Raw genomic sequence first — 22039 nt, 5'->3', positions numbered from 1 at the left:
CCCTCAGCCGGTGGTGGCCCGCTCGAGGCAGGTCTTCAGCGATTGCAGCGCACGCCGTACCCAGCTCTTCACGGTGCCCAGCGGCTGGCGGAGCTGGTCGGCCACCTCGGCATGCGACAGGCCCTGGTAGAAGGCCAGCGCCAGGCTCTGCTGCTGCTCGCCGCTGAGCGCACCGATGCAGTCGCGCAGCGCGCGGGCGTCGGCTGCCTGCCCGAGCAGTTCGAGCGGGCCGGCATCGGGGGATGCCAGTTCCTCAACCATGTCGTGTTCATCGTCCTCGCTGTCCGAGCCCATCGAGGTGCTGACCGTGTGCGGTTCGTTCTGGCGGCGGCGCAGGCTGTCGATGGCCCGGTTGCGGGCGATGCTGGTCAGCCAGGTGAGCGGCTGGCTGCGGCCGGCGTCGAACCCCTGCGCCGCGCGCCAGACGTTCACGTACACCTCCTGCAGCACGTCCTCGGCCTGGGCCCGGTCCTTCTGGATACGCAGCACGACGCCCAGCAGATGCGCGCTGGTCTGCTGGTAGAGCGTGGCAAATGCCGCGCGATCGCCGAGCGCGACCCGCGCCAGTGCGGCTGCGATGGCGCGGCTGCGTTCAGACCAGTCCTCTGGGGCGGTGACCATGCGTGCGCGGATTCTAGAGACGGAGGCAGCGAGCGTCGTCGCCGTTCGGGCCCGCTCCTTACAATCGAAGCACCATGGAAACTACCGCTCGAGAGTTCGTCCTCACCCTGTCGTGCCGAGATGCCAAGGGCATCGTCTACGCCGTGTCGGGCCTGCTGTACCAGGCCGGCTGCAACATCCTCGACTCCCAGCAGTACGGCGACGTGCAGGGCGCCGACAGCACCGGGCTGTTCTTCATGCGCGTGCATTTCAGCGCGCCCGGGCACCTGGCCGACGAGGCCTCGCTCGACAAGCTGTTCGCGCACGTGCGCGGCGAATTCGGCATGACGGCGCGCTTCCATGCGCTGGCCATCAAGCCACGGCTGCTGCTGCTGGTCAGCAAGCACGGCCACTGCCTGAACGACCTGCTGTTCCGCTGGAAGAGCGGCTCGCTGCCGGTTGAGATCCCGGCGGTGGTGTCCAACCACCCCGACTTCGCCGCGCTGTGCGAGAGCTACGGCCTGCCGTTCCATCACCTGCCGCTGGCCACCGGCAGCAGCGCGGCGGTCAAGCGCGAGCAGGAGTCGCGGATCGAGGCGCTGGTCGAGCAGCACCGCATCGACCTGGTGGTGCTGGCGCGCTACATGCAGATCCTGTCGGCCGACTTCTGCCGTTTCCTCGATGGCCGGGCCATCAACATCCACCACAGCTTCCTGCCCAGCTTCAAGGGCGCGCGCCCCTACGACCAGGCGCATGCGCGCGGCGTCAAGCTGATCGGTGCGACCGCGCACTACGTGACCGCCGATCTCGACGAGGGCCCGATCATCGAGCAGGACGTGCAGCGCGTGGACCACTCGCTGGGCGCGGCGGACTTCACCGCCGTCGGTCGAGACGTCGAGTGCGTCGTGCTGGCGCGTGCGGTCAAGTGGCACACCGAGCACCGCGTGCTGCTCGACGGCCACAAGACCGTGGTCTTCAAGTGACGCGCTGAGGACCTGCCGCATGCCCGCCAAGCCGAAGGCGCCGCCCTCGTCGCCCGACGACGTCGAGGCGCAGTTCTACGAGGCGCTGCAACAGGCCGATCTCGAGAACCTCATGGCCGTCTGGTCGGACGACGACGAGGCCGCCTGCGTGCACCCCGGCGGCCCCCGCCTCGTCGGTGCCCCGGCGATCCGCGCCTCCTTCGAGGCGATCTTCGCCAACGGCGCGATCGACGTCCACCCCGAGAAGGTGCGCCGGCTCCACATCAACGGGACGGCGCTGCACCATGTGCTCGAACGGGTGCAGGTGCTCGGCGAGGACGGCGTGCAGAAGGCCTATGCGATCGTCACCAACGTCTACGTCCTCGGACCGCAGGGCTGGCGCATGGTGCTGCACCACGCCAGCCCCGGCATGGCGCGCGAGCTGCAGGAGATCTCCGAAGCGCCGTCCACGCTGCACTGAGGTCCGCGCACCCCGCATGGCCGCCGCCGCCGCCGACCGCCGCGCCCCGCCGCCGTTCGACTGGGCGGCGCCCTGGTGGTTGCCGGGGGGCAATGCGCAGACCATCTGGCCGGCGCTGTTCGCGCGCCGCGTCCGCGGGCCGGCACCGCGTCTGCAGCGCGAGCGCTGGGACACCCCCGACGGCGACTTCATCGATGTCGACCGCCTGACCGGCGAAGCCGGGCTGCCGGCGGCGCCGCTGCTGGTGCTGTTCCACGGCCTCGAAGGCTCGTCGGCCAGCCATTACGCGCAGGCCTTCGCGGGCTGGGCGCAGGCCAACGGCTGGCCGTTCGCGCTGCCGCACTTTCGCGGCTGCTCCGGCGAGCTCAACCGGGCCCCGCGCGCCTACCACTCGGGCGACTTCGAGGAGGTCGGCTGGGTCCTCGCGCGGCTGCGCGCGCAGCAGGCGCGGCCCGTGGTGGCGGTGGGTGTCTCGCTCGGCGGCAACGCGCTGCTGCGCTGGGCCGAGGAGGCCGGCGACAGCGCCGCGGCCACGGCGGCAGCCGTGGCCGCGGTGTCGTCGCCGATCGACCTCGCCGCCGGCGGCCACGCGATCATCCGCGGCTTCAACCGGCAGGTCTACAACCGCATGTTCCTGCGCACGATGAAGCCGAAGGCGCTGGCCAAGCTGGCGCAGCATCCGGGCCTGTTCGACCGCGAGCGTCTGCTGGCCGCGCGCGACCTCCGTGCCTTCGACGACGTGTTCACCGCGCCGCTGCACGGCTTTCGCAATGTCGACGACTACTGGGGCCGGGGTTCGGCCAAGCCGCAGCTCGTGCGCATCCGCATCCCGGCGCTGGTGCTCAACGCGCGCAACGATCCCTTCGTGCCGGCCGCCTGCCTGCCGCGGCCGAACGAGGTGGGTCGCCACGTCACGCTGTGGCAGCCGGCACAGGGTGGCCACGTCGGTTTCCCGCGCGGGGCCTTTCCCGCCGAAGTGCTGGGCTTGCCCGAGGCGGTGATGGCCTGGGTCCGGCACGGCGCCGGGGTGGCCTGAGCCGGGCCGCACAATGCCGCGATGGATGACATCGTCCGTGCCGCGCTGAAGAAGTGGCCCCGGGTGCCGGCCTGCCACGGCTGGCTGGGGCTGGACGCGCGGGGCGACTGGTACATGCGCGACGACCGGGTCCAGGCGGCGGGGCCGTTCCCGCAGGTCAAGGGCAGCCGCCTGCTGCACCGCAAGCTGGTGGAGTTCATCGGCCGCAACTACGAGGCCGATGCCGAAGGCGCCTGGTTCTTCCAGAACGGTCCGCAGCGCGTCTACGTCGAGCTGGAGGCGGCCCCGCTGGTGCTGGGGGTGCAGCGCGTCGACGCCGACTACCGCGTGCAGACCCACACCGGGGCCGAAGTCCGCCAGGTGAGGAGCGCCTGGCTCGACGAACTCGGCCGGCTCTTCCTCGACACCGAGCGGGGCTTCGGCCTGCTGCGCTCGCTCGACATGGACGCCGCGGCCGATGCGGTGGCCGAAGGGCGGTGGACGCCTGCCGAACGGCCGTTCGCCGAACTGCCGCGCAGCTTCGGCTATGTGCTCAGCCCGCAGCGCGCCGGCCCGTAGCGCCGTCTGCCGGCCCGTCGGCGGGCGTGAAAAAGCCGGTCGCATGGACCGGCTTGCAGAGGGGGCGCGCTTGCCGCTCAGGGCGCCGCGCTGGCCGCCGGTGCCGGCGGCTTGGGCTCGTCGAACTTGGCCCCGCCGGCGTTGGCCATGAAGACCACCGCACGGCCGATCTCGACATCGCTGAAGTCGCCACCGCCCTGCGCGCCCATCGCACCCTTTCCCTTCAGCGCCGAGGTCAGCAGGGCCTCGTAGCCGGCCGTGATGCGCGGGCCCCAGGCAGCGGCATCGGCGAACTTCGGTGCCCCTGCCACGCCGGCGGCGTGGCAGGCGGCGCACTGCGCCTTGTACACGTCCTCGCCGCCCTTGAGCGCGCTCACGTCCGACGCGTCCTTGACCTCGACCTTCCCGACCGGGGCAATGCGCTCGGCGGTGGCTTCGGCCTTCAGGCCATCGCTGCCGGCGGCCGGCTTCTGGGCCGAGCTCACGTAGCTGGCCAGCAGCACGATGATGGCGATCGGCACCACGAAGGCAAAGACCACCGCGATCACCAACTGCTTGGGCGTGCGGATCGGGCCTTCGTGATTGGGCTCGTGATCGTCGTCGTGGGAGGGCGCTGCGCTCATGGGGTCCTCGATGAGTCTTGTGGGGCGGAGCGGCGTGGTGAAACGCAGCTCGCAAAACCCATGGAGTATACAAGGGCACCCCGTCGCGGGCCTCGCCGGGTGCGGCCCGCAACAGGGGCGCTGATAGAATGAAGGCGTTGCGTCCGTAGCTCAATGGATAGAGTACTGCCCTCCGAAGGCAGGGGTTGCTGGTTCGATCCCAGCCGGGCGCGCCATCCAGCGTATCGGTCGCCGCCACAGCCGGCCCCGTCGCCGCCGCGACACCCTCTGTTCAGCCTCCGTGTGACGATGCCGGATCGAGCCGAACGAGGAGCGAGCCGTGCTGACCGTGCATCACCTGAACAACTCGCGCTCGCAGCGCATCGTGTGGCTGTGCGAGGAACTGGGCATCGACTACCGGCTGGTCAAGCACCAGCGGCATCCCGAAACGCAACGCTCCCCCGAGTCGCTCAACCAGGTCCATCCGCTCGGCAAGGCGCCGACGATCGAGCATGCGGGTCAGACCCTCGTCGAGTCGGAAGCGATCATCGAGTACCTCTGTCAGGTCTGCGGCGGCGGCCGGCTGAGCCGGACACCGGCCTCGGCGGAGTACGGTGCCTATCTGCAGTGGCTGGCCTACGCCGAGGGCACGCTGTTCCCGGGGCTGCTGGTCGATCTGGTCTACGCCTGGACCGGCGGCGGCAACGCCGCGTTGATGGGGTTCTTCGACGTCGAGATCGAAAAGAACCACCGCTACATCGAGACCGTGCTGGCGCAGCGCGATCACCTTCTCGCATCGGGCTTCTCCGCGGCCGACGTCAACCTCGGCTGGGCGCTCGAGTTCAGCGAATGCCGCGGCCGCCTGAAGGACTTCCCCGCACTGCGCGCCTACCTGGCGCGGCTGCGCGGCCGCGACGCCTACCGGCGCGCCATCGAGCGGGGCGGACCCCAGGACCTGTCGGTGTTCTCCGCGGGCGCTGCGACCTGATCACCGTCCCGGTGCCGAGATTGTGAAAGCCCCTTAGGGCAGGGTAGGCTTGCGTCCATGACGCCGGTCGAGCTGCTCCAGCAGCCGCGGCGCACGCCTGCGGGAGGGTGAGCATGGGATGGGTGGGTGAGTTCTCGACGGCCGGCCGATTGAGCCGGTGGGCCTTCTGGTGGCGGCACCTGCTGCTGCTGCCGCTGGCGTTGTTCCTGTGCGTCTCGACCACGCAGCTGCTCGGCGAGCCGGTCGACGTGCTGCCGGCGCTGCTGACCACGGTGTTCCTGGTCTCGGTCTGGGGGCGACGGCTGCACGATCGCGGGCGCTCGGCGTGGTGGCTGCTGGTCGTCGCGCTGCCCGTGCTGGGCGCGCTGTGGCTGCTGCTCGAGTGCGGCCTGCGCGCGTCCGTGGACCGCTCCCGCTACGGTGCACCCGCCGGCCTGCGGCCCGATTACGTGACCGTCGGCGCCGCGCCGCGGATGGAGCGCGCGCCATGAACACCGACCACCACATCGTCAACGACGTCACCCAGCTCAACCCGGTGCGGGTGATGGCCATCGTCGCGCCGAGCAGTGTCGAGGACGTGCAGGAAGCGCTGCGGCGCACCACCGGCCCGGTGTCGATCGGCGGCGGGCGCTTCAGCATGGGCGGCCAGACGGCGAGCCCGGGCAGCCTGCATTTCGACATGCGTTCGATGAACCGCATCGTCGCGTTCTCGCCCGAGAACAAGACCATCCTCGTGCAGGCCGGCGTGCGCTGGTGCGACATCCAGCGCTTCGTCGATCCGCACGGCCTGGCGGTGAAGATCATGCAGACCTACGCCAACTTCACGGTCGGCGGCGCGCTCGGCGTCAACTGCCACGGTCGCTACGTGGGCCTGGGGCCGCTGGTGCTGTCGGTGCGCAGCCTCAAGCTCGTGCTGCACGATGGTCGGGCCGTGCTGGCCAGCCGCACGGCGCACCCGGAGCTGTTCTTCGGCGCCATCGGCGGCTACGGTGCGCTGGGCGTGGTGGTCGAGGTCGAACTGGATCTTGCCGACAACCGGCGCGTCAAACGCATCGACAAGGTGATGCCGCTGTCGGCCTACGGCGCCTACTTCAAGGACACCGTGCGCTGCAACCCGAAGGCGGTGTTCCACAACGCCGACCTCTACGGCCCGCATTACCGCAGCGTGCGCGCCGTGACCTGGGCCGAGACCGACGAGCCCGCCACCACGCCCGATCGCCTGCAGCCGCTGCGTGCCGCCTACCCGCTGCACCAGTACTTCCTGTGGGCCGTGTCGGAAACGCCGTTCGGCAAGGAGCGGCGCGAGAAGGTCGTCGATCCGCTGCTCTACCTGCGCAAGAAGGTGCACTGGCGCAACTACGAGGCCGGCTACGACGTGGCCGAGCTCGAGCCGCCGTCGCGCGCCGAGCGCACCTACGTGCTGCAGGAGTACTTCATCCCGGTCGAGCGGCTGCTGGAGTTCGTGCCGAAGATGGCCGCGGTGCTGAACCGCCACCGCGTCAACGCCCTGAACATCTCGATCCGGCACGCGATGCCCGATCCCGACACCGCGCTCGGCTGGGCGCCGACCGAGACCTTCGCCTTCGTGCTGTACCACAAGCAGCGTACGCGCGAGAACGCCCGCAGCCGGGTCGGCGTGTGGACCCGCGAGCTGATCGACGCCGCGCTGTCGGTCGGCGGCACCTACTACCTGCCGTACCAGCCGCACGGCACGGTCGAGCAGTTCCACCGCGCCTATCCGAAGGCGGCGCACCTGTTCGCGCTGAAGTGGGAGGTCGACCCGAACTTCCGCTTCACCAACGTGCTCTGGGACAAGTACTACCGCGCCTGGCTCGACCGCGGCACGCCGCCCGCAGCGCCAGCGCCGGCCAGCGAGTTCCACCAGGTGTTCGGTGACGTCGAGCTGTCCGATGCGTTCTACCGTTTCCTGCAGAACGTGTTCCGCGTCGCACCGGAAGACCGCTTCCACCACCTGATCGGCGAGGCCTGCCGGCTGCACGCCGACGAAGAGACCGTCTACCGTCACATCCAGCGCGAGCTCAAGAGCATCAAGCCGGCCACGGCCGACCTGCGCTACGCGCTGCCCTCGCTGTTCAGGCAGAAGGCCGAGATGACGCGGCAGACGCTGCAGGTGCTGGGCGGACGCCGCAAGTTCGACGGCTATGCGGAGATCGGCTCCAAGGGCCGCTACTACCGCGGCCTGGCCTCTGCGCTGGAGCTGCGCGGTCCGCGCTACTTCATCGACGAGCAGCCGCAGACGTTCTCGCCGGTCGACATCATGGAGCGCGGGCAGGTCGGCCGGCTCGGCGTGCACGTGCCGCTGTCCGATTACGCGCCGCTCGGGCCCGGCATCGCCGATGCGAGTCTCGACCTCGTGACCTGCTACGTGGGCCTGCACCACATGACGGCCGATCGGCTGGGGTATTTCCTGCAGTCGGTGCGGCGCGTGTTGCGCCCTGGCGGCGCCTTCATCGTGCGCGACCACGACGTGCGCAGCGACGAACTGCGCGTGCTGGTGTCGCTGGCGCACACCGTCTTCAACGCCGGCCTGGGCGAGAGCTGGGAGACCAACCGGGCCGAGCTGCGATTCTTCGAGTCGGCCAAGACCTGGGTCGACCGGCTCCAGGCGCAGGGCTTCGACGACACCGGGCACCGCGTGCTGCAGGACAACGACCCGACCGACAACACGCTGTTCTGCTTCGTGCGCCGCCTCGACCCGCAGACGCTGCGCGATCCTGCCGTGATGGTGCAGGCCCGCGGGGTGCGGCCTTGATGCGCCGCCGGTTCGCGGCCGCGGTGGCGGCGGTCGGGCTGCTGTGCGCCGCAGCGCTGGCGCAGGACGGGGCGGCCACGCTGCCGGCCACGCCACCCGAACACCGGCGCACGCCTGACCAGACCTTCCTCACCTTCCCCGAGTGGTACCTGGTGCACAGCCCGGCCGAGTACGCGGCCTACCTGTCGCGCAGCGGCCACCCGAGCAGCTTCCCGCTGTTCTCGCACATCGGCCAGTTCTGGCAGTCGTATGCGGGCGTGAGCCGCGAGATCGAGAAGTACCCGTTCAACGGCGGCTACCACCTGATGGTGATGGTGATCGGCGTCAGCACCACGGTGGAGTACGGCCTCAAGGGCCTGTACGAACGGACGATCGGGCGCCTCGCCGAGGCGCTGCGTTCGGACGAGTCGGTGCCGGAAGAGCAGTTCGCGGCGCGCTACGCGCAGGCCTACGTCGACTTCATCCGCGTCGAGCCGTGGTACCAGTTCGATTTCTGGCAGCAGTTGCGCGCGCTGTGGTCGGCCGCGCCGACCGGCGGGCCGAATCTCGTGCGGCGCTGGGAGCGCCGCTTCGCGCTCACCTCGGAGCTGCTGGTGAAGGAGGGCTATGCGCGGCTCATCAAGCTCGGCACCCAGAGCCTCTACGACGCGCCGAAGCCGGTCACCGCCGTGCTGCTGAGCGCGGCGCCGCGGGCCGATCCGCAGCACCCCGACTACCAGCCGCTGGCCGCGGCCGAGGCGGGTGCGCCGGTGCTGGCCACCGTGCCGCGCTACGAAGCCTTCACCGCCTACAGCACCTGGCTCGCGGACCAGGGCATCGACTTCCGGCAGATCGCCGGCAACGACGGCGAGGTGGTGGTGAGCGTGCTGGTGCCCGCCAACTGGTCGGCGGCCAGCGTGCGCACGCTGTTCGAGCAGCCGGTGCTGACGCAGCCCGGGCGCAAGCGCGTCGTCTTCGCGGTCCCGGTGGCGCGGCTCGCCGCCGAGCTGCGGCGCGCGCAGGCCTCGGCGGGGCAGGTGGTGGTGGAACACGTCTACGACTTCTGAGGATGCGTGCGCCTCCGAAGGACAGGCGGCGCCGTCCTGCCCGCCCGAGCCTCGCCGGGCGCATCGCCCGGCACGTGGTTGCTGCGGCGCTGTTGCTGGTGGCTGTGCTGGCGCTCGCGCTCTCGGCCTGGATCGCCTGGAGCCAGCACGCCCGGGCGCAGCGCGAGACGCAGAGCGCCGAGCAACTGGCGGGCGCCGCCGGCCGCTGGGTGGACGTCGGCGACGCGCGGCTCCACCTGCAGGAATGGGGCCGCCCCACCGACCCTGCGCTGCTGCTCACCCACGGCACCGGCGCGTGGAGTGGCACGTGGTTCGGCCTGCCCGACGCACTGGCGGCGGCCGGATGGCGCGTGGTGGCCGTCGACCTGCCGCCGTTCGGCCTGACGACGACGCCCGACGACGGCCGCACGGTCGACTACTCGCGCGCCGCCCAGGCGCGGCGCCTGCTCGCGCTCGCCCGCACGCTCGGGCCCGACCTCACGCTGGTGGGCCACTCCTTCGGCGCCGGGCCGGCGCTGGAGGCCGCCGTCGCGGCAGCCGCAGATTCGAGCGGGGTGGTGCTGCGCCAGCTGGTGCTGGTCGATCCGGCGCTCGGCCTCGGCCCCGGCGGCGAGCCGCCGCAGTGCGAGGCCGGTGCCGGGCCCGGGGCGTTGCTGGCCAGCCGGTCGCTGCGCACCACACTGGTCGGCGCCACCGCCACCTGGCCGGGGCTCACCGGTCCGCTGCTGCGCCAGTTCGTGCACCGCCGGGACGCAGTGACCGACGCGCTGCTGCCCGCCTACCGGCTGCCGTTCGCCCGCACCGCGTTCAGCCAGCGGCTCGGCGACTGGGCCGCGGCCTTCGCGCAGGCGAGCTGCGAACCGGCCGAGAGTCTGCGGCCCGAGCGGCTCACCGCCTGGGCCGCACGCGGCCTGCCGGTGGCGCTGGTCTGGGGCGAGGAAGACCGCATCACGCCGCTGGCCCAGGGGCACGCGCTGCAGCGCTGGATGCCGGGCGCGGCGCTCGCCGTGCTGCCGGACGTGGGCCACATCCCGCACATCGAGAGTCCGGAGGCCTTCGCCACGGCGCTGATCGGCGTGCTGGGCCCGCCGCGCTGAAACCGCACCAGGGGCATGGGCGCCTGCTGCCGGTCCGCACGGTCAGGCGTTCCGATGCGCATCGACGGCCGCGTTGCGATGCCGCGCGCCACGGGCCGTACCGATCAAAGCACGGGTGTCGGCGGAAAGCCCGCGTCGCGCAGCGCGTGCTCGAGCTGCGCGCGCGGCACGCCGGTCTCCACGCGCACGCGGTGCGTCGGCAGTTCGGCGAGCACCTTGGCGTCGGGGTCCAGCGCGGTGATCGCCTTCGTGATGGCGCCGACGCAGTGGCCGCAGCTCATGTCCTTGATCTCGAACTCGATCATCGCGATCTCCTGGCAGGGATTGAATGGCTCGATCTTCGACGTTGCCCCGGTGGGAAGGTCAAGCAGCGGCCGGCACCCTGACTTGCGTGAGGTCAATGCCGGCGTGTTTGACTTTGCCATGATGGGAAGGTCGAGACTGCCGTCATGATGAACACCGCTGCGTCGCCCCCGCTGACCCTGAGCATCCAAGGCATGAGCTGCGCCTCGTGCGTGCTGCGCGTGGAGAAGGCGCTGAAGAAGGTGCCCGGCGTCACCGAGGCTGTCGTGAACCTGGCGACCGAGACTGCGCAGGTGCGCGCCGCGCCCGGCACGCTGCCCAGCGCGCTGGAGGCCGCGGTGCACGCGGCCGGCTACGAGGCTCATGCCGCGCCGGCGGACGGCCCGCCGCCGACGGTGGCGCCCAGCGAGGCCTCGCTGGGCTGGCCGGTGGCCGTCGCGGCGCTGCTGTCGCTGCCGCTGGCGTTGCCGATGCTCGCGCTGCTGTGGGGCGGCCACGCGATGCTGCCCGCCGCCTGGCAATGGGCGCTGGCGACGCCGGTGCAGTTCTGGCTCGGCGCGCGCTTCTACCGCAACGGCTGGCATGCGCTACGCGCCGGCAGCGGCAACATGGATCTGCTGGTGGCGCTGGGCACGTCGGCGGCCTATGGCCTCAGCGTGTGGCAGCTGCTGTGGGGCCACGCGACACACGGCGATCCGCATCTCTACTTCGAGGCATCGGCGGTCGTCATCACGCTGGTGCTGCTGGGCAAGTGGCTGGAGGCCCGAGCCAAGCGCCAGACCACCGCGGCGATCCGCGCGCTGCAGGCGCTGCGGCCCGAGACGGCACGCGTGCTGCGCGACGGCGTCGAGACCGAGCTGCCGCTGACGGCGCTGGTGCGCGGCGACCTCGTCGTCGTGCGGCCCGGCGAGCGGCTGCCGGTCGACGGCCTCGTCGAGGAGGGCGCGAGCCACCTCGACGAGTCGCTGCTCACCGGCGAGAGCCTCCCGGTGGCGCGCGGCGCGGGCGAGCGCGTGATCGGCGGCTCGCTCAACGGTGAAGGCCTGCTGCGCGTGCGCGCGACGGCGCTCGGTGCGGAGTCGACACTGGCGCGCATCGTGCGGCTGGTCGAGACGGCGCAGGCCGCGAAGGCGCCGATCCAGCAACTGGTCGACCGGGTCAGCGCGGTGTTCGTGCCGGTGGTGCTGGTCATCGCCGCGCTCACGCTGCTCGGCTGGGGCCTGGCCGCCGGCGACTGGTCGCGGGCCACGCTGAACGCCGTCGCGGTGCTGGTCATCGCCTGCCCCTGTGCGCTGGGGCTCGCGACGCCGGCGGCGCTGATGGCCGGCACCGGCGTGGCCGCGCAGCACGGCATCCTGGTCAAGGACGCGGCGGCGCTGGAGGCGGCGCAGGGGCTGCGCGTGGTGGCCTTCGACAAGACCGGCACGCTCACCGTCGGCCAACCCACGCTCGTCGAGCTGAAGGCGACCGGTGCGCACGACGCCACGCTGGCGCTGGCCGCGGCCGCGCAGGCCGGCAGCGAGCACCCGCTGGCGCGCGCGGTGCTGTCGGCGGCGCGCGCCCGCTCGCTCGCGCTGTCGGCGGCGCAGGACGTTCGGGCGGTCGCCGGCCGCGGCGTGGCGGCGCGGGTCGGCGACCGCTCGCTGGGCCTCGGCAGCACGCGCTGGATGCGCGAGCTCGGCGTCGACCTCGCGCCGCTGGAAGCACTGGCGGCCGAGCACCAGCGCCAGGGCCGCACGGTGTCGTGGCTCGCCGACCTGGGCGACACCGCCGCGCCATCGTTGCTGGCCCTGCTGGCCTTCGGCGACACGCTCAAGCCCACGGCCGCGGCCGCGGTGCGGCATCTGCAGCGGCTCGGCCTGCGCACCGTGCTGGTCACCGGCGACCAGCCCGGCGCCGCGCAGGCGGTGGCCCAGGCCCTGGGCATCGACGAGGTGCGTGCCGAGGTCCTGCCGGCCGACAAGGCCGCGGTGATCGCCGGACTGCGCAGCGAGAGCGGCTCGGTGGCGATGGTCGGCGACGGCGTCAACGACGCGCCCGCGCTGGCCGCGGCCGACGTCGGGATCGCGATGGCCAATCCCGACGGCGGCGGCACCGACGTGGCCATGCATGCGGCCGGCATCACGCTGATGCGCGGCGACCCGGCGCTGGTGGCCGACGCGATTTCGATCTCCCGCCACACCACGCGCAAGATCCGCCAGAACCTGTTCTGGGCCTTCATCTACAACGCGGTCGGCCTCCCGCTCGCCGCCCTCGGCCTGCTGAGCCCGGTGTTCGCCGGTGCGGCGATGGCGCTCAGCAGCGTCAGCGTGCTGGGCAATGCGCTGCTGCTCAGGCGCTGGAAGCCGGAGGAGGGCAGATGACTGCGACAGCAAGAGCCGGCCGAGCGCCGGGCCGCCCCAAGCCGGTCGACATCCCCACGGGGGATCGGGTGCCGCGGGCACCCGAGGGGCAGTCATTCAACATCGGAGACGCTGCCCAGCGCAGCGGCGTGTCGGCCAAGATGGTGCGGCACTACGAGAGCCTCGGCCTGCTGCCGACGGTGGCGCGCAGCGAGGCCGGCTACCGGCGCTACTCGATGCGCGAGGTGCACACGCTGCGCTTCATCCGCCGCGCACGCGAACTGGGCTTCGGCATGGCGGAGATCCGCGTGCTGCTGTCGCTGTGGCAGGACCGGGGCCGTGCCAGCCGTGAGGTGAAGCAGGTGGCGCAGCGCCATGCCGCCGACCTGCAGCGGCGCATCGACGAGATGCAGGCGATGCAGCGCACGCTGGAGGCGCTGGCGCAGCACTGCCATGGCGACGAGCGCGCCGATTGCCCGATCCTCGACGACCTGCAGGCCGGCCCGCGGGACCGGCCTTGATGCCGAGGCCGGCAGAAGCTGGCAGCATGCGAGCATGCCTCGATTCGCTGCCAACCTGACGCTGCTCTACACCGAGCTTCCCTTCCTCGATCGTGCCGCCGCCGCCGCGCGCGACGGTTTCGAGGCCGTGGAATGCCAGTTCCCGTACGAACACCCTGCCGCCGAGTTCGCGGCCCGGCTGGCCGACAGCGGCCTGCCGCTGGTGCTGATGAATGCGCCGCCCGGCGACATGGCGGCCGGCGAGCGCGGTCTCGCGGCCCTGCCGGGACGCCAAGCCGACTTCCGGCGCGCCGTCGACACGGCGCTGGCCTACGCGAGCGCCGTGCGATGCCCGCGCCTGCACGTGATGGCCGGTCGGCTGCCGGCCGGCACCGAACGCGCCGCGCTGCAGCCGATCTTCGTGGAGAATCTGGCGTGGGCCGCGAGGCAGGCGGCCGGCACCGGCATCGAGCTGCTGATCGAGCCGATCAACCTGCGTGACATGCCGGGCTACTTCCTGAATCGCCAGGACCACGCGCACGAGATCGTGCAGCGGGTGAACGCGCCCAACCTGAAGGTGCAGATGGACCTGTACCACTGCCAGGTGGTGGAGGGCGACGTGGCGATGAAGCTGCGGCAGTACCTGCCCACCGGCCGCGTCGGCCACCTGCAGGTGGCGGGCGTGCCGGAGCGCCAGGAACCCGACATCGGCGAACTCAACGCGGCCTACCTGTTCGATGTGATCGACGCGCTGGGCTACGGCGGCTGGGTCGGCTGCGAGTACCGGCCGCGCGGCGAGACGAGCGCCGGCCTGGGCTGGCGGCAGCGCTGACCCGCCGGCGGCCCGGTTCAGGCCGGCGCGCTGGCCGCGCGCTCGGGCGCGGAGGCGGGCACTGGCGGCGGTGCGGCAGACGGCTCGAGCGGGAGCGGCAAGGGCACAGGCGCGGGCGGTGTCACCGGCGCCACGACGGGCTTGGCCTTCGGAGGCGGCGCGATGTCGGCTGCCGGCAGCTTGGGCAGCGTGCGGTTCCAGGCGTCGACCAGTGCCGCGGCCACCGTCTTCGCCTGCGGCGTGTCGGCCCAGCCGCCATCGATCGCGAACACGCCGCTGCTGAGCACCAGGCTGCCGAGGCCGGCCGAATCGCTGGTGCCTCGGCCGAACACGGAGCTCGTGATCTCGCTGGTGCGCGCGTCCACCACGCTCAGCAGCACCACCGCTTCCTTCTTGTTGTACTGGCCACCGATGCCGCCGATCACGTCACCGAACACGCCGCCGAGCACGCCCTTGCTCTGGCCGATCTGTTCGGCGAACACGATCTCGGCGCGCAGGATGTAGTCGAGCGGCTGCAGGTTCCGGGCGACGGTCGCGTTGGCGTCGGTGCCGAGCTGCTCGCGCAGCCTGCGCTCGGCCTCGAGCAGCGAGTAGGCCGCGCCGCGGTCGACCACGTTGAAGCAGCCGCTGCGGATCAGCAGGTGGCGCACCAGCGGTGCCATCGAGCGCGGCAGGCCGGCCGACATCAGCGCCTGGCTGTTGACCTCCGATTCGGTGATCGCCACGGTGCCGAGCCGCTTCTCGCACCGGCCCACGCCGCCCTCTTGCGGTGAGGCCTGGTCGGCGATGGCCATGTCGGAAGGACCGCCGATCTCGGTTTTCGAGGTGCTGCAACCCGCGATCCCGAGGGCCGCGAGCGCCACCACGGCGAGCGCGCGCAAGGACTGTTTCACACCGCTATCCTCCCACCATCCGAGCCGCGGTTCGGGCTACAAAACGTAAGCAGCGGCGTGAACCGCATGACCGGCGACACGGTTGGTGGCCGAATGCCTCCGACGGTTCCCCGCCGTCAGGCCAGGGTGGCAAGGAAGTCGTGCACCACGGCGGTGAACGCCGCGGGTTGTTCCAGCACGCTCAGGTGGGCCGCGTCGTCGAGCACCACCAGCCGCGCCCCGGGCACGGCATCCGCGATCACTTTCGACATGGCCACCGGCGTGCCCGGATCCAGCGCGCCGGCGATCACGAGCGTGGGGGCGCTGATCTGCGGCAGGCGCGCGGCCGTGTCGTGCCGCAACACGGCCTGCGACGCTGCCACATAGCCGTGCGCCGGCGTGCTGGCGACCCGGCGGCGCCAGCGCGCCACCGTGGCCGGCTGCGCGCTGCGGAAGCCCGCGGTGAACCAGCGCTGCATCGCCGCGTCGGCCACCGCGTCGACGCCGCCCTGCGCGACCGCGTCGATGCGCTGCTGCCAGGCGGCGCGGCCGGCCTCGTCGAAGCCTGCGCTCGAGTTCGCGATCACCAGGGCCTCGACGCGCCGCGGATGGCGCAGCGCCAGCTCCTGGCCGACCATGCCGCCCAGCGACAGGCCGATCCACACCACCGGGCCGGTGTCCAGTTCGGCCAGCAGGCGTTCGGCGTCGTCGGCCAGTTCGGCCATCGTGTACGGACCGGCCGGCGCCTCGGAATCGCCGTGGCCGCGGTGGTCGTAGCAGATCACGCGGTGCTCGGCGGCCAGCGCATTGGCCAGCGCATCCCACAGGCTCACGTCGCAGCCCAGCGCATGGCTCAGCACCACGGTGCGGCAGGGCGGTGCCTTGGAACGCGGTTCGCGCACGGTGTAGTGCAGCGCGGGTGTGCCGGCGCTGCGGAAGGAGCGGCCGCTGCCGGTGTGGGCCACCTCGGTGGCCGGCAGCGGCGGCAGCGCGTGGCCCAGCTCGCGCAGCAGTTTCACCGCGATCGACATGCCGGTGTTCGCGGCCGGCACGCCCGCGTAGATGGCGGCCTGCATCAAGACCTCCTTCACCTCGTCGGGCGTCAGCACGGTGGGCGCATCGTCGCCGGCGCCGAGGCTCGCGCCGGAGCCGCCCACCAGCGCGGCGCGCAGGTGCAGCTCGAACTCCTCCCAGCGGCCGAGCGCGCAGGTGATGGCCAGCACGATGACACGGCGGGTCCGCGCGTCGAGCCCGGGCCGTCCCCACACCTCGTGCCAGGCATAGCGGGTGATGAAGTTCTGGAAGTCGGCGGTGAAGGCGTTCGCGCTGGCGATCGACTTGTCCACCCAGGCATCGCCGAGGAGGGCGCGGCGGTTGCGCAGGCCGCGTTCGAGGTCGTGGTCGTAGGGGTCCATGGTGCATCGTAGAACAGCGGCCTGCGGGCGACTCTGACGAACACGCCGCGCGCGGCGCTGTTACCCTTCGCGCCCATGAAATTTCGCGATGTCGCCGCGTCCGCCGTCGGCGCGGCGCAAACGCTGTTCGCCGGCTTGGCCCTGCTCGTGCTTCTGGGTCAGGTGACGTCGGCGCGAGCAGCCGACGAGGCAGCCTGCCGCCGGGTGGGGCCGGGCGCGCTGAATCCTGCGCTGCTGGTGCTGCGCCTCGACAACGACGTGATCGCGCGCCAGGACCAGGGCTACAGCAGCGGCCTGCAGATCAAGGCCGTCACGCCCAACCTCGATTCGCACGACGGCGACGCCTGCCTGTCGGGGCCGGCGCGCTGGCTGAACCGCGAGCTGGAGTGGCTGAGCCCGGCGCACTACGAGCAGCGCAACCTGGTGTTCGGCCTCGGCCAGGCCATCTACACACCGAACGATCCCGAGCGCAGCGACCTGATCGTCGACGACCGGCCCTACGCCGGCGCGCTGCTGCTGAGCGCCGGCTACAACGCGCGGCTCGGCGACGAGCTCTGGGCCTCGCAGATCGTGCTCGGCGTGGTCGGTCCGGCTTCGCAGGCCGAGCGCACGCAGAAGCTGTTCCACCGCGTGTTCGGCTCGGAGCGCTTCCGCGGCTGGGACCACCAGTTGAAGAACGAGCCGGTGGTCATGCTGCTGCACGAGCGCTCGCGGCGGTGGGGCAGCCACGCGCTGCTGCCCGCGAGCGACAGCCTGCGCTGGGATGCGATCACGCACTGGGGTGGAACGGTCGGCAACTTCCTGACCGGCGCGAATGTCGGCTTCGAGATCCGTTTCGGCTACCGGCTGCCCGACGACTTCGGCTCCAGCCCGCTGCGGCCGGCTGGCGAGAACACCGCGCCGCTGCGCGCTGCCGTGTCGTCGGGCGGCTGGTCATGGCATGCCTTCGTGAACACCGACGCGCGCCTGGTGCTGCACGACATCACCCTCGACGGCAACAGCTTCCGCGACAGCCACCATGTGCACAAGCGGCCGCTGGTGGCCGACGTGGCTCTCGGCGTCGCCGTGCTGGGGGGCGACTGGAAGCTCGCGTTCGCACGCAACTACGGCACGCGCCAGTTCCGCGGGCAGCAGGAGCGCCCCTCGTTCGGCAGCATCACCTTGAGCCGCGCGCTCTGAGGTCATCGTCCTACACGCCGACACGCCGTCGGCCGATCGTTCGCGGCGGCTCGCTTGCCGACACTGGTGTCCTGCGCCGACGCACGGCGGCCCGCGCGGCCATCGCCCGTCGCGCCCGACCCGAAGAGGTGAGAGATGACCCAGTACGCCCCCCTGACATCCCCCTGGCTCGCGAGCATCGCCGCGGCGTTCGCGCTGTGGACCGCCGCGCCGATGCCGGCTTCGGCACTGACCGACGCCGAGGCCATCGCGGTCCAGCGCACGCTCGCGCCCGACCGCAGCGGCCAGGCCCGCAAGGGCAAGGCGTCCTACTACCACGACCGTTTCGCGGGCCGCAAGATGGCCGACGGCGGGCGCATGGACCCGGCGTCGAACAACGCGGCCAGCAAGACCCTGCCGCTGGGCACCATCGCGAAGGTGACGAACCTCGAGAACGGCCGCAGCGCGATCGTGAAGATCCGCGACCGCGGCCCGTATGCCGACGGCCGCATCGTCGATCTCTCCCCCGGCACGGCGCGTGAACTCGACATGACCGAGAAGGGTGTCGTGCGCGTCGTCGTGGCCCCGCTGATCGTGCCGCTGCCCGACGGCAGCATCCGGCTCGGTGCCGGCCTGACCGAGGGCGGGCAGGCCACGGCGTCGGCGCGCTGACGCCCGGCCCGCAGCGCGCGGCGAGCGCGCGGACCCAGGCCCGGCCTCGGTTATGGTTCGCCCATGCCGTTTCGCCGAGCGCCTTGCCCGCCCTGCATCCACGCGCGGTCGCGTGCGTTGCTGGGCGCAATGCTCGCGGCCTTGCTGGTGGCCTGCGGCTCGGCCCCGACCCGTCCGGGCGCGGCGAGCGGCCGGGACGGCCCGGCCGCCGAGATCCCGCCCGACCTGGCCCGCACGCCGGATGCGGAGCCTCGCGTCGAGCCCATCCGGTCGGGTGGACCCAACAAGCCCTACGAGGTGCTGGGCCGCAACTACACGCCCGAGACCCGCGACGTGCCGATCAAGGAAAAGGGGCTGGCCTCCTGGTACGGCCGCAAGTTCCACGGTCGCAAGACGGCCAGCGGCGAGATCTACAACATGCACGCCATGACCGCGGCGCACAAGACCATGCCGCTGCCGAGCTATGCGCGGGTGCGCAACCCGGCCAACGGCCGCGAGGTCGTAGTGCGCATCAACGACCGCGGGCCCTTCGTGGCCGGGCGCGTCATCGACCTGAGCTACACCGCGGCACTCAAGCTCGACCTGCTGCGCGGCGTGGGCCAAGTCGAGGTGGAACGCATCACCTACGAGGACATCCGCACCGGCGCCTGGCGGCGCGATGCGGCGCCGACGGCCGTGGCGGCGGTGACCGCGCCCGAAACCATGCCGGCGCCCGCGTCGTCGAGCGAGCCGGTGCCGGACGCCAGCCCGGCGGCCGAAGCATCGGAACCGCCGGGATCGCCCGTCGCCAGCGGTGCGCCGGGCCGGGCGCTGACGAGCGGCGCGCGCGGTTACTGGGTGCAGCTCGGCGCCTTCCGCGAGCGTGGCGGCGCCGAGTCCTTCCAGCAGCGCGTGTCGAGCGAACTGGACTGGCTGGCGCCGCTGATGGCGGTGTTCAGCGAGGCGCCGCTCTACCGTCTGCAGGCCGGACCGTATGCCTCGCGCGACGAGGCGCAGGGCGCGGCGCAGCGCGTGCGCGACGCGCTGCAGCTGGTGCCGGTGATCATCGAGCGGCGCTGAGGTTCTGGCTAGCGCCCGCCCGACACGTCGAGCAGCGCCCCGGTGACGTAGCTGGCCGCGTCGGACAGCAGCCACACGATGCTCTGCGCCACCTCGTCGGCGCTGCCGGCCCGCTGCATCGGCAGCTGCGGCGCGGCGCGCGCGGCGCGGTCCGGCTGGCCACCGGAGGCGTGGATCTCGGTGTCGATGATGCCGGGCCGCACCGCGTTCACGCGCACGCCCTCGGTCGCCACCTCGCGCGCCAGCCCGAGCGTGAAGGTGTCGATCGCGCCCTTGGCGGACGCATAGTCCACGTACTGCCCGGGCGAGCCGATGCGCGTGGCCGCCGAGGACACGTTGACGATCGCGCCGCCCGCGCCGCCATGCACGCGGCTCATGCGCAACAGTGCCTCGCGGGCACACCAGAAGCTGCCGAACACGTTGATCGCGAACATGCGCTGCACGCGCTCGACCGGCATCGCATCGACGCGCGCTGCAACATCCACGACGCCGGCGTTGTTGACCAGCCCGCGCAGCCGGCCGGTGCCGAAGCGCGCGTCGATCGCGGCGAACATCGCGCGCACCTGCGCGTCGTCGGACACGTCGGCGCGGTAGGCCTCGGCCTCCCCGCCGTCGCCGCGGAGGTGTTCGACCAGCGCGCGCGCGGCCGCGTCGTCGCGTGCATAGTTCAGGGCGACGGCCCAGCCTTGCCGGGCGGCGAGCGTGGCGGTCGCGGCACCGATGCCGCGGCTGGCGCCGGTGATGAGCAACAGGGGTTTCATGGCCGACAGGTTAGCGCAAGCCCCCCGCGGCCGGCGCGCGCGAACGACGGAAGCAAGACACGACATGCCCAAGGACTTTTCGACGATGGAGGACTCCAACGCCTCCGCCAACCCTGCCTTCCACCAGCTCAGCGATCCGGTGCGGCGCGTGCTGCTGCGCGGCGGGCTCGCCGCCAGCGTGGGCGGGCTGCTCGCACCGCTGGCCGGCTGCGGCGCGCCGGCGCGGGAGCCGGGCGGGGCGCTGCTGGGCTTCCGCGCGGTGCCGGTGTCGAGCGCCGATGCCGTGGTGGTGCCGCCGGGCTATGTGGCCGAGGTGATCTACGCCTGGGGCGACGCGATCGGCGCACCGGGCCTCGCGGCCGGTCAGCCGGCCTTCCGCGGCGACGGCAGCCACAGCGCCGAGGACCAGCAGCTGCAGGCCGGCATGCACCACGACGGCATGCACTTTTTCCCCGCAGGCCGCGGCGATCGTGGCCTGCTGGTGGTCAACCACGAGTACACCGACGAAGGCCTGCTGCACGCCGACGGCATGCAGCACTGGAGCGCCGAGAAGGTGCGCAAGTCGCAGGCGGCGCTCGGCGTGTCGGTGGTCGAACTGGCGCGCGCGGCGGACGGACGCTGGGCGGTGCAGCGCCCGTCGGCCTATGCGCGGCGCATCAGCGCCCGCACGCCGATGACGATCAGCGGGCCGGCCGCCGGCCACGCGCTGATGCGGACGGAGTTCGATCCCTCCGGCCGCCAGGTCATCGGCACCTTCAACAACTGCGCACACGGCGTCACGCCCTGGGGCACCTATCTCGCCTGCGAGGAGAACTTCGTCGGCTACTTCCATGGCCCGGCGCAGCCCGATGCGCATGCGAAGCGCTGGGGCCTCACACCGGGCGGCTACGGCCTGCGCTGGCACGAGCACGACGCGCGCTTCAACGCGACGCTGCATCCGAACGAGTTCAACCGTTTCGGCTGGGTGGTGGAGATCGACCCGCTCGACCCGCGCAGCACGCCGGTCAAGCGCACCGCGCTCGGCCGCGCGGCGCACGAGGGCGCCTTCGTCACGCAGGCGGCCGACGGGCGCGCGGTGGTCTACATGGGCGAGGACGCGCGCTTCGAGTACCTCTACAAGTTCGTGTCGCGTGACCCGGTGCGCACCGGCGGCTACGCGAACAACCGCGAGGTGCTGGACCACGGCACGCTGTACGTGGCCCGTTTCGACGCGGACGGTACTGGCGAATGGCTCGCGCTGGTTCACGGGCAGAACGGACTCGATGCGCAGGCCGGCTTCGCCGATCAGGGGGAGCTGCTGGTCAAGTCGCGTCAGGCGAGCGACAAGGTCGGCGCGACCAAGATGGACCGCCCCGAATGGATCGCGGGCGACCCGCGCACCGCGACGCTGTACTGCGCGCTCACCAACAACAGCCGCCGCGGCACCGACGGCTATCCGGCCGTCGACGCCGCGAATCCGCGCGCGCGCAACACCATGGGCGAGGTGATCCGCTGGACCGAGGTCGGCGGCCATGCCGCGACGCGCTTCCTGTGGGACCACTTCATCCTGGCCGGCGATCCGGCCAACGAGCGCGCCGAGGCGCGCGGCAACGTGAAGGGCGACCCGTTCGGCAGCCCGGACGGCCTGTGGTTCGACGCGCGCGGCGTGCTGTGGATCGCGACCGATGCGTCACCGACGGCGCTGGGCCAGGGCGACTACGCGCGCCTGGGCAACAACATGCTGCTGGCCGCCGATCCGCGCAGCGGCGAGGTGCGGCGTTTCCTCACCGGACCGGTGGGCTGCGAGATCACCGGCATGGTCGGCACGCCGGACCTGCGCACGCTGTTCGTCAACATCCAGCACCCGGGCGAAGGCGGCAACGACCCCGGCGATCCCGCCGCCGCGCGCAAGCGCTCCAGCTGGCCCGGCGGCGGCCGCCCGCGCTCGGCCACGGTGGCGATCCGCCGCACCGACGGCGGCGCGATCGGCACCTGAGCGTCGG

The 22039-nt window shown here is 72.2% G+C and carries 22 protein-coding genes and 1 tRNA gene; 17 read left to right on the top strand and 6 right to left on the bottom strand.

Going from position 1 to position 22039, the window contains the following annotated elements; all coding sequences use genetic code 11:
- Positions 1-3: 3 nt before the first annotated feature.
- Positions 4-621 carry a sigma-70 family RNA polymerase sigma factor gene (locus C1M51_RS07635; RefSeq protein WP_129448917.1) on the bottom strand — a complete coding sequence of 206 codons (618 nt, stop codon included), beginning with the start codon at positions 619-621 and terminating at the stop codon, positions 4-6.
- Between the two features lie 74 nt (positions 622-695).
- On the opposite strand from C1M51_RS07635, the gene purU reads away from it, so the two are divergent.
- From purU to C1M51_RS07615, 4 genes are read left to right on the top strand one after another with little or no spacing between them, the layout of a single operon-like run.
- Positions 696-1583, top strand: a complete 888-nt coding sequence (gene purU, locus C1M51_RS07630; protein WP_129448916.1) for a formyltetrahydrofolate deformylase — start codon at positions 696-698, stop codon at positions 1581-1583.
- Between the two features lie 19 nt (positions 1584-1602).
- Positions 1603-2043, top strand: coding sequence for a nuclear transport factor 2 family protein (locus tag C1M51_RS07625; protein ID WP_036234639.1), 441 nt, complete (start codon positions 1603-1605; stop codon positions 2041-2043).
- Between the two features lie 16 nt (positions 2044-2059).
- Entirely contained in the window at positions 2060-3079 is a 1020-nt protein-coding gene (locus tag C1M51_RS07620) for a YheT family hydrolase (protein ID WP_129448915.1), read from the top strand.
- Between the two features lie 21 nt (positions 3080-3100).
- A complete protein-coding gene (locus C1M51_RS07615; RefSeq protein ID WP_129448914.1) occupies positions 3101-3637 on the top strand; it encodes a DUF2946 family protein in 537 nt (178 codons plus the stop codon).
- A 77-nt stretch (positions 3638-3714) separates the two neighbouring features.
- On the opposite strand, the gene C1M51_RS07610 is transcribed toward C1M51_RS07615, so the two are convergent.
- The gene (locus tag C1M51_RS07610; protein ID WP_036234631.1) at positions 3715-4260 is read right to left on the bottom strand and encodes a cytochrome c5 family protein; all 546 of its coding nucleotides are present in this window, start codon (positions 4258-4260) and stop codon (positions 3715-3717) included.
- Between the two features lie 139 nt (positions 4261-4399).
- Here C1M51_RS07610 and C1M51_RS07605 point away from each other — a divergent pair.
- The 6 genes from C1M51_RS07605 (at position 4400) to C1M51_RS07580 (ending at position 10143) form a co-directional block, all read left to right on the top strand.
- A tRNA-Arg gene (locus C1M51_RS07605) sits at positions 4400-4475 on the top strand.
- Between the two features lie 104 nt (positions 4476-4579).
- Entirely contained in the window at positions 4580-5227 is a 648-nt protein-coding gene (locus C1M51_RS07600) for a glutathione S-transferase family protein (RefSeq protein ID WP_165349659.1), read from the top strand.
- Positions 5228-5340: 113 nt separating this feature from the next.
- Positions 5341-5718 (top strand): DUF805 domain-containing protein, encoded by a 378-nt coding sequence (locus C1M51_RS07595; RefSeq protein ID WP_129448912.1) that lies wholly within the window; start codon positions 5341-5343, stop codon positions 5716-5718.
- Positions 5715-8000 (top strand): FAD-binding protein, encoded by a 2286-nt coding sequence (locus C1M51_RS07590; RefSeq protein ID WP_129448911.1) that lies wholly within the window; start codon positions 5715-5717, stop codon positions 7998-8000. Before C1M51_RS07595 ends, C1M51_RS07590 begins: the two co-directional genes overlap by 4 nt.
- A complete protein-coding gene (locus C1M51_RS07585; RefSeq protein ID WP_129448910.1) occupies positions 8000-9046 on the top strand; it encodes a hypothetical protein in 1047 nt (348 codons plus the stop codon). The genes C1M51_RS07590 and C1M51_RS07585 overlap by 1 nt, the downstream gene beginning before the upstream one ends.
- A 2-nt stretch (positions 9047-9048) precedes the next feature.
- On the top strand, positions 9049-10143 hold the full coding sequence (locus C1M51_RS07580; protein WP_129448909.1) for an alpha/beta fold hydrolase: 1095 nt from the start codon (positions 9049-9051) through the stop codon (positions 10141-10143).
- A gap of 104 nt (positions 10144-10247) precedes the next feature.
- Here C1M51_RS07580 and C1M51_RS07575 read toward each other — a convergent pair whose 3' ends face one another.
- The gene (locus C1M51_RS07575) at positions 10248-10448 is read right to left on the bottom strand and encodes a heavy-metal-associated domain-containing protein (RefSeq protein WP_129448908.1); all 201 of its coding nucleotides are present in this window, start codon (positions 10446-10448) and stop codon (positions 10248-10250) included.
- 144 nt (positions 10449-10592) lie between these two features.
- On the opposite strand from C1M51_RS07575, the gene C1M51_RS07570 reads away from it, so the two are divergent.
- The 3 genes from C1M51_RS07570 (at position 10593) to otnI (ending at position 14120) form a co-directional block, all read left to right on the top strand.
- The gene (locus tag C1M51_RS07570; protein ID WP_129448907.1) at positions 10593-12809 is read left to right on the top strand and encodes a cation-translocating P-type ATPase; all 2217 of its coding nucleotides are present in this window, start codon (positions 10593-10595) and stop codon (positions 12807-12809) included.
- A gap of 140 nt (positions 12810-12949) precedes the next feature.
- On the top strand, positions 12950-13309 hold the full coding sequence (locus C1M51_RS07565; protein ID WP_242500037.1) for a MerR family DNA-binding protein: 360 nt from the start codon (positions 12950-12952) through the stop codon (positions 13307-13309).
- Positions 13310-13343: 34 nt separating this feature from the next.
- Positions 13344-14120 (top strand): 2-oxo-tetronate isomerase, encoded by a 777-nt coding sequence (gene otnI, locus C1M51_RS07560; RefSeq protein ID WP_129448906.1) that lies wholly within the window; start codon positions 13344-13346, stop codon positions 14118-14120.
- 17 nt (positions 14121-14137) lie between these two features.
- Here the strand turns inward: otnI and C1M51_RS19360 are convergent, their stop codons facing one another.
- Together C1M51_RS19360 and pcaD are read right to left on the bottom strand one after the other, a co-directional pair.
- Positions 14138-15013: a CsgG/HfaB family protein gene (locus C1M51_RS19360; protein ID WP_129448905.1), complete on the bottom strand. Its 876-nt coding sequence runs from the start codon at positions 15011-15013 to the stop codon at positions 14138-14140.
- Between the two features lie 116 nt (positions 15014-15129).
- Positions 15130-16407, bottom strand: coding sequence for a 3-oxoadipate enol-lactonase (gene pcaD / locus C1M51_RS07550; RefSeq protein ID WP_129448904.1), 1278 nt, complete (start codon positions 16405-16407; stop codon positions 15130-15132).
- A 75-nt stretch (positions 16408-16482) separates the two neighbouring features.
- Here pcaD and C1M51_RS07545 point away from each other — a divergent pair, with 75 nt between their 5' ends.
- The 3 genes from C1M51_RS07545 (at position 16483) to C1M51_RS07535 (ending at position 19296) form a co-directional block, all read left to right on the top strand.
- Entirely contained in the window at positions 16483-17586 is a 1104-nt protein-coding gene (locus C1M51_RS07545; RefSeq protein ID WP_129448903.1) for a lipid A deacylase LpxR family protein, read from the top strand.
- A gap of 135 nt (positions 17587-17721) precedes the next feature.
- Positions 17722-18237 carry a septal ring lytic transglycosylase RlpA family protein gene (locus C1M51_RS07540; RefSeq protein ID WP_242499997.1) on the top strand — a complete coding sequence of 172 codons (516 nt, stop codon included), beginning with the start codon at positions 17722-17724 and terminating at the stop codon, positions 18235-18237.
- 63 nt (positions 18238-18300) lie between these two features.
- Positions 18301-19296, top strand: a complete 996-nt coding sequence (locus C1M51_RS07535; RefSeq protein WP_129448902.1) for a septal ring lytic transglycosylase RlpA family protein — start codon at positions 18301-18303, stop codon at positions 19294-19296.
- Between the two features lie 8 nt (positions 19297-19304).
- Here C1M51_RS07535 and C1M51_RS07530 read toward each other — a convergent pair whose 3' ends face one another.
- Positions 19305-20057, bottom strand: coding sequence for an SDR family oxidoreductase (locus C1M51_RS07530; protein ID WP_129448901.1), 753 nt, complete (start codon positions 20055-20057; stop codon positions 19305-19307).
- Between the two features lie 64 nt (positions 20058-20121).
- Here C1M51_RS07530 and C1M51_RS07525 point away from each other — a divergent pair, with 64 nt between their 5' ends.
- Entirely contained in the window at positions 20122-22032 is a 1911-nt protein-coding gene (locus tag C1M51_RS07525) for a PhoX family phosphatase (protein ID WP_165349658.1), read from the top strand.
- Positions 22033-22039 lie beyond the last annotated feature (7 nt).

Source organism: Methylibium sp. Pch-M, assembly GCF_004136295.1.
Classification (GTDB): domain Bacteria; phylum Pseudomonadota; class Gammaproteobacteria; order Burkholderiales; family Burkholderiaceae_C; genus Methylibium; species Methylibium petroleiphilum.
The sequence above is the reverse complement of the archived record's forward strand: the minus strand, read 5'-3'. Positions and strand labels throughout refer to the sequence as shown.

Bases quoted from the DNA above. Each gene is read 5' to 3' on its own strand.
- C1M51_RS07635 (WP_129448917.1), bottom strand. From the start codon at position 621: ATGGTCACCGCCCCAGAGGACTGGTCTGAACGCAGCCGCGCCATCGCA.
- purU (WP_129448916.1), top strand. From the start codon at position 696: ATGGAAACTACCGCTCGAGAGTTCGTCCTCACCCTGTCGTGCCGAGAT.
- C1M51_RS07625 (WP_036234639.1), top strand. From the start codon at position 1,603: ATGCCCGCCAAGCCGAAGGCGCCGCCCTCGTCGCCCGACGACGTCGAG.
- C1M51_RS07620 (WP_129448915.1), top strand. From the start codon at position 2,060: ATGGCCGCCGCCGCCGCCGACCGCCGCGCCCCGCCGCCGTTCGACTGG.
- C1M51_RS07615 (WP_129448914.1), top strand. From the start codon at position 3,101: ATGGATGACATCGTCCGTGCCGCGCTGAAGAAGTGGCCCCGGGTGCCG.
- C1M51_RS07610 (WP_036234631.1), bottom strand. From the start codon at position 4,260: ATGAGCGCAGCGCCCTCCCACGACGACGATCACGAGCCCAATCACGAA.
- C1M51_RS07595 (WP_129448912.1), top strand. From the start codon at position 5,341: ATGGGATGGGTGGGTGAGTTCTCGACGGCCGGCCGATTGAGCCGGTGG.
- C1M51_RS07590 (WP_129448911.1), top strand. From the start codon at position 5,715: ATGAACACCGACCACCACATCGTCAACGACGTCACCCAGCTCAACCCG.
- C1M51_RS07585 (WP_129448910.1), top strand. From the start codon at position 8,000: ATGCGCCGCCGGTTCGCGGCCGCGGTGGCGGCGGTCGGGCTGCTGTGC.
- C1M51_RS07580 (WP_129448909.1), top strand. From the start codon at position 9,049: ATGCGTGCGCCTCCGAAGGACAGGCGGCGCCGTCCTGCCCGCCCGAGC.
- C1M51_RS07575 (WP_129448908.1), bottom strand. From the start codon at position 10,448: ATGATCGAGTTCGAGATCAAGGACATGAGCTGCGGCCACTGCGTCGGC.
- C1M51_RS07570 (WP_129448907.1), top strand. From the start codon at position 10,593: ATGATGAACACCGCTGCGTCGCCCCCGCTGACCCTGAGCATCCAAGGC.
- C1M51_RS07565 (WP_242500037.1), top strand. From the start codon at position 12,950: ATGGTGCGGCACTACGAGAGCCTCGGCCTGCTGCCGACGGTGGCGCGC.
- otnI (WP_129448906.1), top strand. From the start codon at position 13,344: ATGCCTCGATTCGCTGCCAACCTGACGCTGCTCTACACCGAGCTTCCC.
- pcaD (WP_129448904.1), bottom strand. From the start codon at position 16,407: ATGGACCCCTACGACCACGACCTCGAACGCGGCCTGCGCAACCGCCGC.
- C1M51_RS07545 (WP_129448903.1), top strand. From the start codon at position 16,483: ATGAAATTTCGCGATGTCGCCGCGTCCGCCGTCGGCGCGGCGCAAACG.
- C1M51_RS07540 (WP_242499997.1), top strand. From the start codon at position 17,722: ATGACCCAGTACGCCCCCCTGACATCCCCCTGGCTCGCGAGCATCGCC.
- C1M51_RS07535 (WP_129448902.1), top strand. From the start codon at position 18,301: ATGCCGTTTCGCCGAGCGCCTTGCCCGCCCTGCATCCACGCGCGGTCG.
- C1M51_RS07530 (WP_129448901.1), bottom strand. From the start codon at position 20,057: ATGAAACCCCTGTTGCTCATCACCGGCGCCAGCCGCGGCATCGGTGCC.
- C1M51_RS07525 (WP_165349658.1), top strand. From the start codon at position 20,122: ATGCCCAAGGACTTTTCGACGATGGAGGACTCCAACGCCTCCGCCAAC.